The sequence below is a fragment of the bacterium genome (assembly GCA_035703895.1).
GTDB lineage: Bacteria > Sysuimicrobiota > Sysuimicrobiia > Sysuimicrobiales > Segetimicrobiaceae > Segetimicrobium.
In genome coordinates this window covers 1-14,178 of the sequence record DASSXJ010000192.1, presented here as the reverse complement: position 1 = coordinate 14,178, position 14,178 = coordinate 1, and the positions used below count along the sequence as shown (strand labels likewise).

General features: G+C 65.4%; 13 protein-coding genes. 3 read left to right on the top strand and 10 right to left on the bottom strand.

Features of this window, described 5'->3' with window-relative positions; genetic code table 11:
* Positions 1–899, top strand: an 899-nt coding sequence (locus VFP86_13330; protein HET9000621.1) for an ABC transporter substrate-binding protein, incomplete at its 5' end; no start/stop codon positions are given.
* Here VFP86_13330 and VFP86_13325 read toward each other — a convergent pair.
* The 7 genes from VFP86_13325 to VFP86_13295 all read right to left on the bottom strand — a co-directional run bounded on the left by VFP86_13325 (position 896) and on the right by VFP86_13295 (position 7,952).
* Complete coding sequence (locus VFP86_13325; protein HET9000620.1) at positions 896–1,843, bottom strand: DUF6282 family protein; 948 nt, start codon at positions 1,841–1,843, stop codon at positions 896–898. The genes VFP86_13330 and VFP86_13325 overlap by 4 nt on opposite strands.
* Positions 1,840–2,616 carry a glucose 1-dehydrogenase gene (locus VFP86_13320; GenBank protein ID HET9000619.1) on the bottom strand — a complete coding sequence of 259 codons (777 nt, stop codon included), beginning with the start codon at positions 2,614–2,616 and terminating at the stop codon, positions 1,840–1,842. The genes VFP86_13325 and VFP86_13320 overlap by 4 nt, the downstream gene beginning before the upstream one ends.
* Entirely contained in the window at positions 2,616–4,178 is a 1,563-nt protein-coding gene (locus VFP86_13315; GenBank protein HET9000618.1) for a UbiD family decarboxylase, read from the bottom strand. Before VFP86_13315 ends, VFP86_13320 begins: the two co-directional genes overlap by 1 nt.
* Positions 4,179–4,289: 111 nt before the next feature.
* Positions 4,290–5,531, bottom strand: coding sequence for a CoA transferase (locus VFP86_13310; protein HET9000617.1), 1,242 nt, complete (start codon positions 5,529–5,531; stop codon positions 4,290–4,292).
* Positions 5,528–6,805, bottom strand: a complete 1,278-nt coding sequence (locus VFP86_13305; protein HET9000616.1) for a CoA transferase — start codon at positions 6,803–6,805, stop codon at positions 5,528–5,530. Before VFP86_13305 ends, VFP86_13310 begins: the two co-directional genes overlap by 4 nt.
* Positions 6,781–7,536: a FadR/GntR family transcriptional regulator gene (locus VFP86_13300; protein ID HET9000615.1), complete on the bottom strand. Its 756-nt coding sequence runs from the start codon at positions 7,534–7,536 to the stop codon at positions 6,781–6,783. The genes VFP86_13305 and VFP86_13300 overlap by 25 nt, the downstream gene beginning before the upstream one ends.
* 101 nt (positions 7,537–7,637) lie before the next feature.
* A complete protein-coding gene (locus VFP86_13295) occupies positions 7,638–7,952 on the bottom strand; it encodes a YdhR family protein (GenBank protein HET9000614.1) in 315 nt (104 codons plus the stop codon).
* Between the two features lie 364 nt (positions 7,953–8,316).
* On the opposite strand from VFP86_13295, the gene VFP86_13290 reads away from it, so the two are divergent.
* Positions 8,317–10,038, top strand: coding sequence for a DCC1-like thiol-disulfide oxidoreductase family protein (locus tag VFP86_13290; protein ID HET9000613.1), 1,722 nt, complete (start codon positions 8,317–8,319; stop codon positions 10,036–10,038).
* A gap of 189 nt (positions 10,039–10,227) precedes the next feature.
* On the opposite strand, the gene VFP86_13285 is transcribed toward VFP86_13290, so the two are convergent.
* The 3 genes from VFP86_13285 to VFP86_13275 all read right to left on the bottom strand — a co-directional run bounded on the left by VFP86_13285 (position 10,228) and on the right by VFP86_13275 (position 13,355).
* Positions 10,228–10,668, bottom strand: a complete 441-nt coding sequence (locus VFP86_13285; protein HET9000612.1) for a hypothetical protein — start codon at positions 10,666–10,668, stop codon at positions 10,228–10,230.
* A 93-nt stretch (positions 10,669–10,761) separates the two neighbouring features.
* Positions 10,762–12,243: an ethanolamine ammonia-lyase reactivating factor EutA gene (locus VFP86_13280; protein ID HET9000611.1), complete on the bottom strand. Its 1,482-nt coding sequence runs from the start codon at positions 12,241–12,243 to the stop codon at positions 10,762–10,764.
* A gap of 8 nt (positions 12,244–12,251) precedes the next feature.
* Positions 12,252–13,355, bottom strand: a complete 1,104-nt coding sequence (locus VFP86_13275) for a cupin domain-containing protein (protein ID HET9000610.1) — start codon at positions 13,353–13,355, stop codon at positions 12,252–12,254.
* Positions 13,356–13,498: 143 nt separating this feature from the next.
* Here VFP86_13275 and VFP86_13270 point away from each other — a divergent pair.
* Positions 13,499–14,178, top strand: a 680-nt coding sequence (locus tag VFP86_13270; GenBank protein ID HET9000609.1) for a UbiD family decarboxylase, incomplete at its 3' end; no start/stop codon positions are given.

The following is a 14,178-nucleotide window of genomic DNA, read 5'->3' as shown; positions in this document are numbered from 1 at the left end:
CCCTCAGCGTCGGGTTGGCGTTCCACGACCTCGATGCGGTGCCGGCTTGGATCGCGCAGGACAAGCGCTTCTTCGAGAGATACGGCCTCAACGTCGACATCATCAGCATCCAGGGTGGGGCGAAAACCGCCGCGGCGATGGCGGCCGGCGACGTGCCGATCGCATTGCTCGGCGCGGCCGATACCATCAACGCTCGGTCCCGGGGCATCCCGCTCCAGTTGATCGCCGGGCTGATCAATCGGTTTTCCTTCGACTTCGTGGTGGCGAAGAATATCTCCAGTCCTTCCCAGCTCCGGGGCACCAAAGGGGCCATCAGCGGTTTCGGCGGCGCCTCCGACTTCGCGACCCGCTATGCCCTGACCACCCTGGGGATCAGCCCGCAGGACGTCACGTTGTTGCAGGCAGGCGACGAGTCATCCCGCCTGGCGGCCCTGCAATCCGGCCAGATCCAGTTCACGGTGTTCACGGCCGGGCTCGACCTGGTCGCGTTCGACTTGGGGTACAAGCCGCTCCTGAAGCTGTACACGCTGGATCAGCCATTCCAGCAATCGGGGATCGCCGTCAACACGACTTGGGCGAAGACGCACGCGGCCATCGTGGACTCGTTCATGAAGGCCATCGTCGCCGCCTACGTGTACGTCAAGAACCCGCTCAACGTCGCCGCGGCGCTGGCGTTGATCCACAATCATCTGCCGATCAAGGCGGAGCACCTCAGGCAGGGCTTTGAGCTCTACCGGGACCGGTTCTATGCCGTGTACCCGTTTGTCACCGTGCCGGGGATGGAGTTCATCCTGCGCGCGAGGAAGATCGAGCAACCCGTCACGGACTTCTACGACAACAGCTATGTGCAAGCGCTACAAAACGCCGGTTTCGCGGCGACGGTCGCGAAGTCGCTCTAGTCGTCCATCCCACGCGGTGTAGGCAGATCGCCGGCGCGCGCCTCGGAGCTGTGGTCTGCGTCGCCGAGGCCCAGCACGGTTCGAGGGTTGTCCACGATCAGGCGCCTCAGACCCGCTTCAGGAATGCCGCATTCCCGGAGTACGCCCACTCCCCACCGGAGCAGCTCGGGTTCGGGCGGGATCCACGCATTAAAGGCATCCGTCGTGAGTACACAGCGGTCATCCCCCAGCGTCTCGATCATCTCGGCCACCCGCCGCGGAGGGAGGGGATGGCGCACGGACATCATCTGCAGGCAGGTAAACTCGATGTAGGCACCCATGTCCGCGGCCGCCCGCATCGCCTCGGGGGACGCCCCCACGATGGGCGACGCGGGATGTGAGAAGACCACCGAGAGTCCCCGTTCGCGCGCCGCCGCACAGATCAGCAGAGATTCCTCGACCGACACGTGCCCGGTGAAGACCGCCAGCTCGAACGAGCGGGAGACATCCAACACGGCCTGGGCCTCGGCCGTCAGCCGGCCGTGTTCCGCTACGATGAGCCCCGGGGCGCTGTCGACCGGCGACCCCGGGATGATCCGGCGGATCACCGCAGAGATCCCGTTCTTCTGCTGGTCGTTTTTTGCGCTCCACGTGGGGAAGAAGACGACTTTCGCGCCAAGGCGCGCGGCTGCCTCGACGGGGAAGGGATCCACGCCCCCCGCGATGTGGTTCAGCGTGATGCTCGACAGCACGTGGATCCCGGGGGCATGCCGCTGCAGGTAGTAGGCCCGCTCGGGTGTGGGCCAAAAATGCGACTTGAGCACCACCCCCGCCATTCCTCTCGACGCGATCGTCGATACCAGCTCGAGATCGTCCTGGCGCGCCCGGTGCGCCAGGGAGAGCTCGGGATAGCAGTGGCAGTGAAGGTCCCACGCGCCTCGGAGCAATTCGTCGAGCTCGGTCATGTCATCACGCCGCCGCCGTCGACGACCAGGGTTTGGCCGGTGACGAAATCGCTCGCGTCGGACGCGAGGTAGATGGCCGCACCCACCAGGTCCTCGGGCCGCTGCATCCGCGGGATCGCCCGGTCTTTGACGCGTTGCTCGCGGAAGCGCACGATCTCGGGGGTGGGGTTCTCCTCGCTGAGGGTGCTGCCCGGGGCGATCGCGTTGACGCAGATGCCCGACCCGCCGACCTCCCTCGCTAAACACCGGGTGAAGCCGATGACGCCGGCTTTAGAGGTCACGTAATGAATGCGTGTCGGCGAGCCGCTCAAGGCCGTGCCGCTCGAGATATTGATGATCTTCCCTTTTCCCTGGCGGCGCATTTCTGGTAAGACCGCCCGGCAGCAGTGGAAGAGGCCCTTGAGATTGACGACCATCACCCGGTCCCATTCCTCGGGTGAGATCTCCTCGATCCCGACCCGCGAGATGGGGACGGTGTGGAAGACGGCGGCGTTGTTGAGGAGGACGTCGATGCGTCCAAACGTGTCGAGGGCCCGTGCCGCCATCTCCCGTGTGCTGCGCTCGTCGGCGACATCCGTGGGCACCGCCAGGGCCGGAGAGCCCTTGGCCTGCAACTCTGCCGTCACCCGCTCGGCCGCTGGGGCGTCGATCTCCGCCACCACGACCGCCGCGCCCGCCGCGGCAAACGCGAGGCAGTATGCGGCGCCGATGCCGTGGCCGCCCCCGGTGATGATGGCGACTTTGTCCTGCAGAACGCGCGTTGCGGTCTCCACTAACGGCCGCTGCGCGAAAGCACCTCCGCCCAGCCCCGCATGAGGGTCCTGCCCTTGGCAATTTGATCCGCGCTGAAGAACTTCTCGAGGCTCACCCGCTGGATCGGGTAAACGGGGCGCTGGAAATCCTGGTCATACCCGAACGGGACCGTGGCGTCGATCGCCATCCCGCCCTCGAAGCGGGTGTTCATCGCCGTCCACTGGCGGTCCCCCGCCGTCAGGCGCTCCTCCGGCATGAAGGTCTGGCCCGCGCCGCCGGGGACCGGATTGAGGATGTCCGTTCTCGGGTTGACGCGCGTGGTGAGGCACCAGATGATCTCATCCATGTTATAGATGTCGACGTCGTGATCGACGAGGATCGCCAGGCGCATGCCCTGGCTGCAGGCCATGGTCGCGGCGAGGAAATTCCTGACCATGCCGTCGTCGGTCTTCAGCCGCTTCTTGACCTGGATGATGCATCCGCCCCAATCGGTCATGGGGTACGGGATGTTTACGTCTTGGACGATGCCCGGCTGGAGCCGCTCGCAGAGTTCGAAGATCGCCGACTCGCGGACTGTCGTGTCGATGTTGTGGCAGTCGAGCATGTGGACGCCGAGCAGATAGAAGATCGGTTTGGTGGCGCGGCGGCGCATCGTGATGCCTGTGACGTGGAAGGTCGGGGCCCGGTACGCTTTGCCCATGTAGCCGGCCCACTCGGGGTGAAACGGGAACTTGCCCTGCTTGTCGGCCGCCTCGGACTCGGCCGTCTCGTACCGCTTGTCACGGGGGTGGAGGTGTCCTTCCAGGACGAGCTCGCAGTCGGCCACCGCCCACGCGTCAACGGTCCTGGCCTTGACGATCCTGATCGGGAAGCCCTGCACCGCTCCGGCCGCGCCCAGTTCGTCGCCGCCGCGTGGGAGGATCACGTAGTCGAAGCCACCCCCGGCGATGAGCGTGGCCGCCGGGGGGAGGCCGAAACACATCGTCAGCGGAATGGGCGCGTCGTCATGATAGTGCTCGGTGATGACCTGCCACATGTGCGAGCCGGGCGCCGACTGAAACGTGCAGACGTTCCCCCAACGGGCGTTCATGCGGTTATACCCGATGTGGCTCCCCCCGTGAAAATAGGGGCCCACGACGACGCTGTTGCCGCTGCCGATGGTCCGCTCGGGCTCGAGCTCCGTGTGGCGGATCGCCACGACGTGCTTGTTGACCTCGAGATCGTCGGTGATGACGTCTTCCTGGCAGGGCGCGGCGTCTTGTGAGACCTCCGCGGGGGGGATGGGATGGGTGAGCGCGTGGGCCAGCGCTCCCGTCCGTGCCTTCGGCGTCTTCCAGCCAAACATCCGGTCCACGATGTCCATGTTGGCGAACAGGTTCGTGACCGCGCGCGCGTTGGGGTACCCTTTGACGTTCTTGAACAGGAGCGGGAAGCTCCCGTCCAACTGCTTCTGCACGCCGGTCACCTCGAGGTCCGGGTCAACCGGCACGTCGGTCTCCAGCAAAAGGCCCTCCTGCTTGAGCCACTCGAGCGTTCCGCGCAGCGATTGCAGGCTGCGCTCTACTTGCACCCGGGCTGCCATCGGCTGTCTCCCTCCCATTGTGTCGATCTGTCGCTGGGTCCCGCTTGCCGTCTGCGTCCCACGGTTCGCTCTGCGCGGCCGGTCACTCCTGCGGCCCGGCCGCGCGGTAGATTACTCGATGACCCCGTTCGCGATCAACCGCTCCACCTCCCGATCGGGGAGGCCCAGAATCGTCCGGTACACGTACCCGTTGTGTTCGCCGAGGAGTGGACTGGGCCGCAGCTCGGCCGGCGTCTCGGAGAGGATGTACGGAGGAGCGATATAGTGGAACCGTTCCAACTCAGCATGGGGGAGCTCGCGCCAGATCCGGCGGTGCTCCAGTTGGGGATCGGCGAAGAGATCGGACAGCCTGTTGACCATGCCGGCCCGCACCCCAACCGCCTGAAGCGTCTCCATCGTCTCCTCTGGCGTCAACCGCGACGTCCACGCGCCGATCAGGGCGTCGAGCTCGTCTGCGTGCGCCCGGCGCGCGGCGGCCGATCCAAACCGGGCGTCTTCCGCCCACTCGGGATGGCCGGTTGCCCGACAGAAGGCATGCCACTCCTCCTCCGTGCAGACGGCGATCGCGCACCAGCGATCCTGCCCCCGGCATTGGTAGGCTCCATGCGGCGCGGCATCCGGGCTGCGGTTCCCCATTCGGGACATGACGCGGCCGTTCACCTCATGGTCCAGCAGGGCGGGGGCGAGGAATTGGAGGCCCGTCTCGTACTGCGACAGGTCGATGTGCTGTCCCCGCCCGGTGCGGCGCCGGTCGTCCAGGGCAGCCAATACCGCCACCAGGCCGAAGCCCACGGCGACGAAATCAATATAAGGCCCAAACAGCAGCATCGGTTCGCCGTCCGGCTCGCCCGTCAGGTAGGTGAACCCGCTTTGGGATGTCAGCTGGGAGCCGAACCCCCGCTGGCTCGCCTTGGGGCCCGTCTGTCCCATATTGCACGAGCTCAGGTAAATGATCGACGGGTTGATCTCGCGCACGGCCTCGTAACTCAGCCCATTGCGCGCCATGACCCCCGGCACGAAGTTCTCGATCAGGACATCGGCCCAGGCCACCAGCCGCTTGGCAATGCCCACGCCCTCGGGATGTTTGAGGTTCAGCGTGATCCCGAGCTTGCTGTCATTAAAGATGGCGAAGGTGCCGGTCCGGTTCAGTCCGGGGATGTTGTCCTTGTATGGGGGGTAATGGACGCGAAAGCCGTCGGGGCGCGTGCGGGACTCGACCCGGACGACGGTCGCGCCGTGCTCGCCCAGGTGTTTGCCGACCATCGGCCCTGCGGCGAACACGGCAAACTCGGCGACCTTGACCCCCGCGAGCGCCCGCGGGGGAGGCGCCGCCGGCTGGCCTTCCACGTTCACACGATCCCCCTGTGCTGTAACGTCTGGAGTTCCTCGCCGGAAAGGCCGAGCTCCATCCCGTAGATTTCGCCGTTGTGCTCGCCGATGCCGGGCGCGCGGCGGGCAATGCCGCACGGCGCGGCGGAGAACCGGGCGAAGGCCCCGGGGTACGTGATGATCGCGTCAAGGTCTGGATGTTCCACCGGCTGCCAGAAGCTCCGCGCCTCGAGTTGCGGATCGCCTCGGATGTCCTGGGCATCGGCGACAGGGTAGCCGAGGATCCCGCGCTTGAGGGATTCGGCCGCGAACTCGGCCTTGGTGCGGCGGCTGAGGAATTCCACGAAGGGCCGCTCAAGCTGGTCGATCTCCTCCTGCGCGCTGGAGGCGACATTGAACGCGCCCCAGTCCTTCTGCCGGAGCCACTCGGGGGCTTCGTTCAACTCGGCCATCCACTGCACCATGGCCTCGTTGGAGCGCTTCCCGGCCTCGCCGCCGTAGAAGATGAAGTTGATGTGACCGTCCCGGCAGCGGTAGATCGCGCGCATGCGCGCGCCGGTCATGCTGCGCCCAACGATGCGGCTTCCGCCGCGGTGGAGGTCCTCACGGAGCACGCTCCAGTTGGCCGGCGCGTTCGCCAGCGCCCAGAGCACGCTCGCCTGTATCGAGACGTCGACGTGCTGACCGCAGCCCGTCGCCTCCCGGTAGTGATGCGCGATCAAGGTCCCCGCCGCCGCGTGCATCCCCGCCCACATCGCCGCCTGGGGGAGAGAGACGCGCAGGGGCGGGCGGTTCGGCTCGCCGACCAGCGACATGAACCCGCTCATCGCCATCTCGGTCAGATCCGACGCACGGTAGCGGGCGTAGGGCCCGGATTGGCCGAACGGGGTGATCGAGGTAAAGACCAGCCGGAGGTTCGTCTCTCGCAGCATGCGGTAGCCGAGGTCGTGCGCATCTAGGTGGCCCGGGGGAAACGACTCGATGAGGAAATCCGCCCGCTGCGCTAGGCGCCGGAGGAGCCTCTGGCCCGGCCCGGTATCGAGGGCGAGGGTGACGCCGCGCTTGTTGGCGTTGTAGGCGAACCAGACGAGACTCTTGGCCGGGTCCGGATCATCCTGATAGAATGGACCCTTGCGCCGTCCCGGGTCGCCCCCGGGCGGCTCGATCTTGATGACGTCCGCGCCCAGGTCGCCCAGGATGCGGCCGCAAAGCCAACCGCTTCTGTCGGTGAGGTCGAGGACACGGTAGGGGGACAGGAGCCCTACGCGGTCGTCTAACGGGCGGTTCTCGCCGGCCATTTGGCGAATACGTTCTTGCGCTTCTCGGGGCTGCCGGCCCGCTTGGCGAAGTAGGTGATGTGGGCGTGCATCAATCGCTGGGCGCTCTCGCGATCGTGGGCTTTGATCGCATCCAGGATCTGCCGATGGTCCGCGATCGCCCGCTCGGCCATGTCCTCCGCCGGCAGCGTCGCCAGGACCTCCTGGAACGGCGTCCGGATCGAGTTGACGGTGGACAGTAAGACCTGGTTCTTCGCGGCTTCCGCCAAGGCGATGTGGAAGGCGACGCTGTGGGGCATGAAGCGCGGGTCCCCCGCCGTTCGCCCCGCCCGGGCGTTCTCGACGGCCTGTTCCATCGCCGCGATATCGGCCGCCGTGGCGCGCTTCGCGGCCAATGAGGCGACGTGCGGCTCGACCGCCAGGCGCGCCTCGATCAATTCCTGAATCGTGATCCGCTGGAGCCTGAGGAGGTTCGTCAGCGATTCGCTGACCCGTTGGGCGCTCGGCTGCGCGACGAACGCGCCCCCGCGCGCGCCCACCTTGATCTCGATCAGCCCCTCGGACTCCAGGACGCGCAGGGCGTCGCGGATCGTGATGCGGCTCAAGCCGAATTGCTCTGTCAGGTCCTTTTCGGACGGGAGCGGATCCCCGGTTGCGAGCCGGCCGCCGAAGATGAGCGCCTTGATTTGCTGGACGACCTCATCGGATGCCCGCGCGAGGCGGACGGGGCGAAAGGCCTTGGTGTGCTCCACGGCGGGCGCGCCTCAGGGATGACGTAAAATTATATAATCATTATATATTTAGCCCGCCACCTGTCAAGAAGCGTAGCGGTTGCGCAGCTGGTAGGACCCGATCAATCGAGACCGCCGGCCTGGCCGGTCGTCTTGTCGGTCAGTGCGACCGTCTCGAAAGAGCTGATCTTCGGCTCCGTGCCGTAGCGGTCGCGGATTCCGGCGAGCCATTCGCCCGAGTAGAATCGCTCTGCCGCCTCCTGACTTTCCCACGTATAGACGCCGCCGGCGACCTTGCCGCCGCGGGCGCAGATGAACTGTTTGCGGAGAAAGCCGGGAATTTTGAGGAAATCCGGGGCGATCTTGGCGAAGTGCGCGCGGCATTCTTCGAGGCCGATGGGGGGAGGCAGGTCATAAAGAACGACGGCCGTGATCATGCGGTGTCTCCTTCCTTATCGAACACCCAGCAGATAGGCTAGAGAGACGGCGATCCAGAAAGCCGTTTCGAACACAATGAACCGGCCTATCTCCGTTGCGTCCCGGCGCAGATTTCGTCGCTGCTCCAAGGTGGGGCCTTGCCAAACCAATGCCATACACCGCACCCACCAGGACTCGTTCATCATGTGTCACTGATTTTACTACGACGAGGAGGCGCAATCGAGCGGTCTCCCCGGCGAAAAGGATCTCGCGCCGCTATCGCCAATTTGGCGTGGCGTGGGATCTCGAACGCGTGACCTTCCGAAGGCCCCCCGCCCATTCTCCCGTTACCTTGAGCGTGCCTACGGTTTGGATTTGCGATCCTTGGCACTGTTCCGAATCGGGTTGGCGGCCCTCATCATCGGGGATCTCATCTGGCGGGCGCGAGACTTACGCGCCTTCTACACGGATTTTGGGGTGCTTCCCCGCGCCGTTCTGCTGGATCGATTCGCGGACCGGTGGCTCATCTCGGTGCATCTGTTGAGTGGGGAGGCGCTGGTTCAGGCGTTGATGTTCATCCTGGCGATGGCCCTCGGCGTGATGCTGCTGGTTGGCTATCGCACCAAAACGGCGACGATCGCCTCCTGGGCGTTACTGATTTCGCTGCAAAATCGCAATCCGATCATTCTCCAAGGCGGCGACATCCTGCTGCGGATGCTGTTGTTCTGGGGGATGTTCCTCCCCCTGAACGCACACTTTTCCTTCGATCGCGCGCTGGACAACTCCGAGACCGAGCCCCCGGACCGCGTGTTCACGATCGGATCGGTCGCGCTCTTGGCCCAGGTGGCGTTCCTGTATTGGTTCAGCGCGATGTTGAAGAGCGCCCCTCAGTGGCGGACGGAAGGGAGCGCGGTGTATTACGCCCTCAGCCTCGAGCAAATGGCCACCCCCGTGGGCCGGCTGTTGCTCCAATTCCCTGGGCTCCTCAGGGTGCTGACGTTTCTCACGCTCCGAATAGAAACGCTCGTCCCGCTGCTCCTCTTTTGGCCCTTCGCCACCGGGCCGGTGCGCACCGCTGCCGTCATCTTGATGGTGGCGTTCCAGCTCGGTCTCTTGGTGGGCCTCCATCTCGGTCACTTCCCGTTTGTCGCGCTCGTGGCCGTGATGGGGCTTCTCCCCACATGGGCGTGGTCGAAGGCGGAGGAGCGCTGCGGCACGCGACGCTCCTTGACGATCTATTACGACGGAACGTGCGAATTTTGCAGGAAGATGGTGCGCATCCTCGTGGCCTTTCGGCTTGCAAGCGGGACCGTGATCCGACGGGCCCAGGACGACCCACACGCACTGGCGGAGATGACCCGCGAGCATTCATGGGTGGTCGTGGACAGCGGCGGCACGCATTATTTCAAGTCGGCGGCGCTGGCGCCCGTCTTGGGGGGTTCCCTCTTGTGGCCGTTGGCGTGGGTGCTCGCGCTCTCGCCCGCGCGTCTGATCGCGGATCGGCTCTATGATTGGATCGCCGACCACAGGACCCCGCTCACGCGTCTTGTGAGCCCGCTGCGGGATCGGCAGCTGGACCTGCGCGCGCGTTGGCTTACCAGCGCGCTCGCGGCGTTCTTTTTGGCCTACGTCCTTTGGTGGAACCTCGGCACCGTGAGCTCGCGCGTCGCGATGCCGGATCGCTTCCGCTGGCTTGGGGTGGCGACGCGAACGGACCAGGAGTGGGATATGTTTGCCCCGTACCCGCTGCTGGACGACGGGTGGTACGTGATCCGTGGGGTGCTCCAGAACGGCAAAGAGGTGGACGTCTTCCGCGATGGAGCGCCGGTGTCGTTCGCGAAGCCGAGCTCGCGCGCGATCGCCGCGCAATATAAGGACGAGCGCTGGCGGAAGTACCTCATGAACCTCTATCTCGCCGTCAACAGCGATTATCGTCTGTATTACGGGCGGTATCTGTGCCGGAAATGGAATGCGGGAAAGGCGGCGGATGATCCGACGCAGCTGATCACGTTCGACATCTATTTCATGATCCGCACCAACGTCCCCTGGACGCAACCGCCGAGGGTCCACGAGAAGGCGTTGCTCCACAGTCACCGTTGCCGGTGATCGCTCGAGAGGAGAGAGCGGCGAGTGCGGCGATCCAGGTAGAGCCTATCGCAAGATGTACTGCTACACAGTTGGAAGCTTTGATCGATCGAAAAAACACCGTAGAATACGAAGCCCGACGTTGCAGTTCGGAAGAGGCTCGGATTAGCGCGAAACAATCGCAACGCGTTGTGCAGTGGGCCCGTGCGATCATTCCCCCCGTGTGATTCTCAACCGATCTACACCGTGCTCCTCGGCTTCGGTTTCATACGCGTCAACAAACGCAGACAGTTTTTCGAATCGCTCAACTTGCCCCATCCGCTTCGTGGCATCGCCGTAGGTCTCTGCGAAGTCGCGATCTGCCAGCCGATCAACCAAACCGTCCCAAAAGACCACGTCATCGTACTCATCAATGAATGGCTGCAGTTTGTCATGCAGCTCCTCCTTGAGGAAAAACTGAGACAGGGTCGGGTCAAACTCCGCGACGTCATGGCGACCAGATTCATGCGCAAGCGACAATAGAAGCTGTTCAAGGTCCTCAAATTCTGAGACATAGCTTCCCGGGACTCGAATCGCGTTGACCATCCAGTCACCCAAATAGACGGCCTTAAGCAAGGTCTCAAACTGCTGTCGAGATAGGGTAATATTCACAGCGGCCCCCTCACGATCATCACTTACCGATGCGCATCAATCCGGTAGGACAGAGTCGCGTGAGAAAGCCGCGGTCAATAACCCGCAGGACCCTTAGTGGAAGACGAGGCTCTTCACCACGACCGGCACGACGTACTGATCTGGCATGAGGCTCCCGATATCCACGTAGTCGAACTCGCGCAGTGCGACCTGGTCGATGCACGCGAGCGGGCCGGCGACGCCGCACTCTTCACGGAGCGCGCGACCCACCAGTCCGGCGACGTCGGCGTCGATCACGACGAGGAGGGGGCGTCCGGCCCGGACCGTCTCCGGCAGCGCCGCGACGATCCCGTTGCACAGCTCCGACACGGCGGGGTACTGCGGTCCGTGGTGCCAGTGGACGGCCAGCGCGAACCGATCCCGACCGTCCTCGAGATCGAGCCGCCGCAGCGCACGGCGTACGGCGTCAGCCACCCCTCGTCGCGAAGGCGGGGAGCCGAATCCCCGCACAGCGGCGACGGGCACGTTGCGGACCGGGAGTACGCCCTCATCGGACAAGAAGATGGTGTTGCCGCTCACCTGCACGGTGTATTGCGAGGCGCCGATGCACGTGGCGCGGATCCGCTCCCGGGGTTCCAGGATGATCCGGTCGCGGCACCGGGCCAGGAGCGCTCGGGCTAGGCGCGGCCCCAGGTCGCCGAACTCGGCGGCCTCGCACCCATAGATGTACTCCGCCACGCCTCCGGAGAACACGAGGTGCGGGAACGGGCCCTGCGCCTGCAGGCGTTCCGTGATCCACAGCCCGTCGCGGCCCGCCGGGAGCGCCTGTCCGCTGATCACCCGCACGATGGACTCGGCCATCCGGTCTGCGACGGCATCCAGCAGGGCCGCCGGCACCACATGCCCCAACGCGACATCCGCGCCGGCGTCGCGGGCGAACTCGCGTCCCCGCTCCTCGATTCGAGAGAGCGTGCCGTCGCCGTCCCACGCCAGGAGCCGCGCCCCGACGTGGATGGCCGCCGTCTCCTGCACGGTGCCCTTGTGGCAGACGGCAAATTTGGTCGTCCCGCCGCCGATGTCGACGTTCAGGACCACGGCGTGCTCGGGCTCCCGAGAGAGGGCGGCCGCCCCCGACCCGTGGGCCGCCAGCAGACTCTCGAGATGCGGGCCCGCCGTGGCGCACACAAACTTGCCGGCGTCCGCGGCGAACAACTGAATGAGCGGGGCGGCGTTCTCTTTCATGGCCGCCTCCCCCGTGGTGATCACGGCCCCGGTATCGATCTCGGAGCGGGCGAGCTCGGCTTCGCGGTACGCGTCCTCGATGAACCGCGCCACGCCCGCGGTGTCGATCTGCGACGACGAGGCGTACGGGGTGAGGATGACGCGCGACCGAAAGGTGACGTCCCGTTTCACGACGTGGTACCGGCTGGACAGATACCGGCCCTGGCGGGTCAGCACCAACTCAGAGAACACCAGGTGGGACGTCGAGGACCCAATGTCGATCCCCGCGCTGCGAAGGCGGACGTGCTCCCCGACATAAACCGCGGGGTCCGCGTCGCCCCCCAGGTGGATATGTTCTTGGTCGTCCTCGTGCATCGACCGCGCTAGACCCGCACTGAGAAGGTCTCCATCTTGACGGGCACCCCGCGCGCGGCGCAGCGCTCGACGAACATGCGGTGGATCCGCGGGTCCTGGTCCTCGTATTCGATCTGATTGCCTCCGTCCTTCTTGCTCTTGTCGACCCCCTGGATGTCCAGGTAGCGCGCCACCTTCCACTTGGCGCCGCCCCACCGGATGGCCAGGTACCGGGCGGGCGTCGGCCCGGTGTTGAAGTGCTGGTGCCACCACATCCCCGGGGGCACGAACATCGTGCCGGGGGCCCACGGCACGTCGGTGAGGTCCGGCGCGCCGTCCGGCCACAACACGGAGAACCCCTCGCCGTTCAGGATGATCACATGCGCCCCTGGGCCGTGGCGGTGCGCCTTCTTGTACGTGCCCACCGGGAACTCGGAGATGTGGGCGCACAGGGTGTTATTCGCGAACTCGAACATCACGTTCTTTCCTCCGGCGCCCCGTTCCGCCCAGTCGTGGAGCTGGAACCGTTGCACGTCCGCGACGAAATTGGTGTCCCAGACCCGGCCGGGATAGAGCGTGCCCTCTCCGCCGAAATATCCCTCGCGCCCGTCGAAGCGATCCAGGAAGTCGTATGGACAGTTGAAGAGGAAGTCGGTGTTGTGGAGCAGGTTCATCATCATCGGCGCGGTCGTTACCCCCAGCAGGCGCGCTGGTTCGCGGCCCGAACCGTTGTGCAGCCGGTGCTGACAGTTCAGCGGGATCGAGAACAGGCTGCCGGTCTGCCATTCAAAAGCCTGGCGGCCACCGGCCTGGTTCCATACTTCGCACCCACCGCGACCGTCCACAACGTAATAGAACTCTTCGAACAAGTGCCGCTCCGCCGCCGTCCCGCCTCCGGGAGCGATCTCCAAGATATATCCGTTGTTGGTGTCTTCCGTGCCGAGCAGCCGGATGTACGCCCCGCGCGCCTCCAGCCGCGGCCACGGCGCAACCTCGATGCCGCGGAGATCCGGGACCGCAACCCCGCTCACCACCGGGATGCCCTCGGCCTCGAGCCAGCGCTCGTACGCGCTCTTTCGCCACTCTTCCGGCAGCCGGTCTTCCTGGGCGATTCGCCGTTCCTGATTCGCCATCTGACCCTCCCTCGATGTTCGTCGCGCGCCGCCACCCCCTGGTTCTCTCTGGCATCCTCGGGGCGGCCCGAATGATATAATAATATAACAATAACGCGAAACGTGAAGGCCCCTGAAACAGAAAAGCCACGGAGGGGGTTCCGATGAGCACAGTGGTGGAGCGCGGTCGCCGGACAGGTCCCTATACGGACCTGCGCGACTGGCTCCGGGCGGTCGAGGGCATGGGGGAACTCCGCCGAGTCGATGGGGCGACCTGGGAGGAGGACATCGGGCGGATCACCGAGATGCTCCACCACACCGATGAGTCGCCGGCCGTGCTGTTCGACGCGATCCCCGGCTATCCACGCGGCCATCAGGTCCTGGTCAATCCGCTGGGGGCGCGCCGCCGCCTCGCGTTTACCCTCGGCATGGATCCGGAGATCAGCGCGCTGGATCTGATCGACGCCTGGGAGCAGCGCCTTGGCCGGATCGAGCCGGTCCCGGCACGAGAGGTGGCCGACGGCCCCATCCTCGAGAACGTGCTGGAAGGGGAGGCGATCGACCTCTACCGGTTCCCCACCCCCAAGTGGCACGATCTCGATGGCGGCCGCTACATCGGGACGGCCGTGGCCGACGTGACACTCGACCCCGACTCCGGGTGGATCAACTTCGGCACCTACCGGGTGATGATTCACGATCGCAGCCGCTGCGGGTTGTACATCTCGCCGGGCAAGCACGGCCGGCTGCACCGGGACAAGTACTTCGCGCGCGGCGAACCGATGCCGGTCCTCGCGATGGTGGGGATGGACCCCATGCTCTTCCTCGCCAGTTGCTTGGAGGTCCC

What these genes read in the sequence shown, in the direction of transcription:
- VFP86_13325 (HET9000620.1), bottom strand. Translation starts at nt 1,843, where the DNA reads ATGACCGAGCTCGACGAATTGCTCCGAGGCGCGTGGGACCTTCACTGC.
- VFP86_13315 (HET9000618.1), bottom strand. Translation starts at nt 4,178, where the DNA reads ATGGCAGCCCGGGTGCAAGTAGAGCGCAGCCTGCAATCGCTGCGCGGA.
- VFP86_13305 (HET9000616.1), bottom strand. Translation starts at nt 6,805, where the DNA reads ATGGCCGGCGAGAACCGCCCGTTAGACGACCGCGTAGGGCTCCTGTCC.
- VFP86_13295 (HET9000614.1), bottom strand. Translation starts at nt 7,952, where the DNA reads ATGATCACGGCCGTCGTTCTTTATGACCTGCCTCCCCCCATCGGCCTC.
- VFP86_13280 (HET9000611.1), bottom strand. Translation starts at nt 12,243, where the DNA reads ATGCACGAGGACGACCAAGAACATATCCACCTGGGGGGCGACGCGGAC.
- VFP86_13275 (HET9000610.1), bottom strand. Translation starts at nt 13,355, where the DNA reads ATGGCGAATCAGGAACGGCGAATCGCCCAGGAAGACCGGCTGCCGGAA.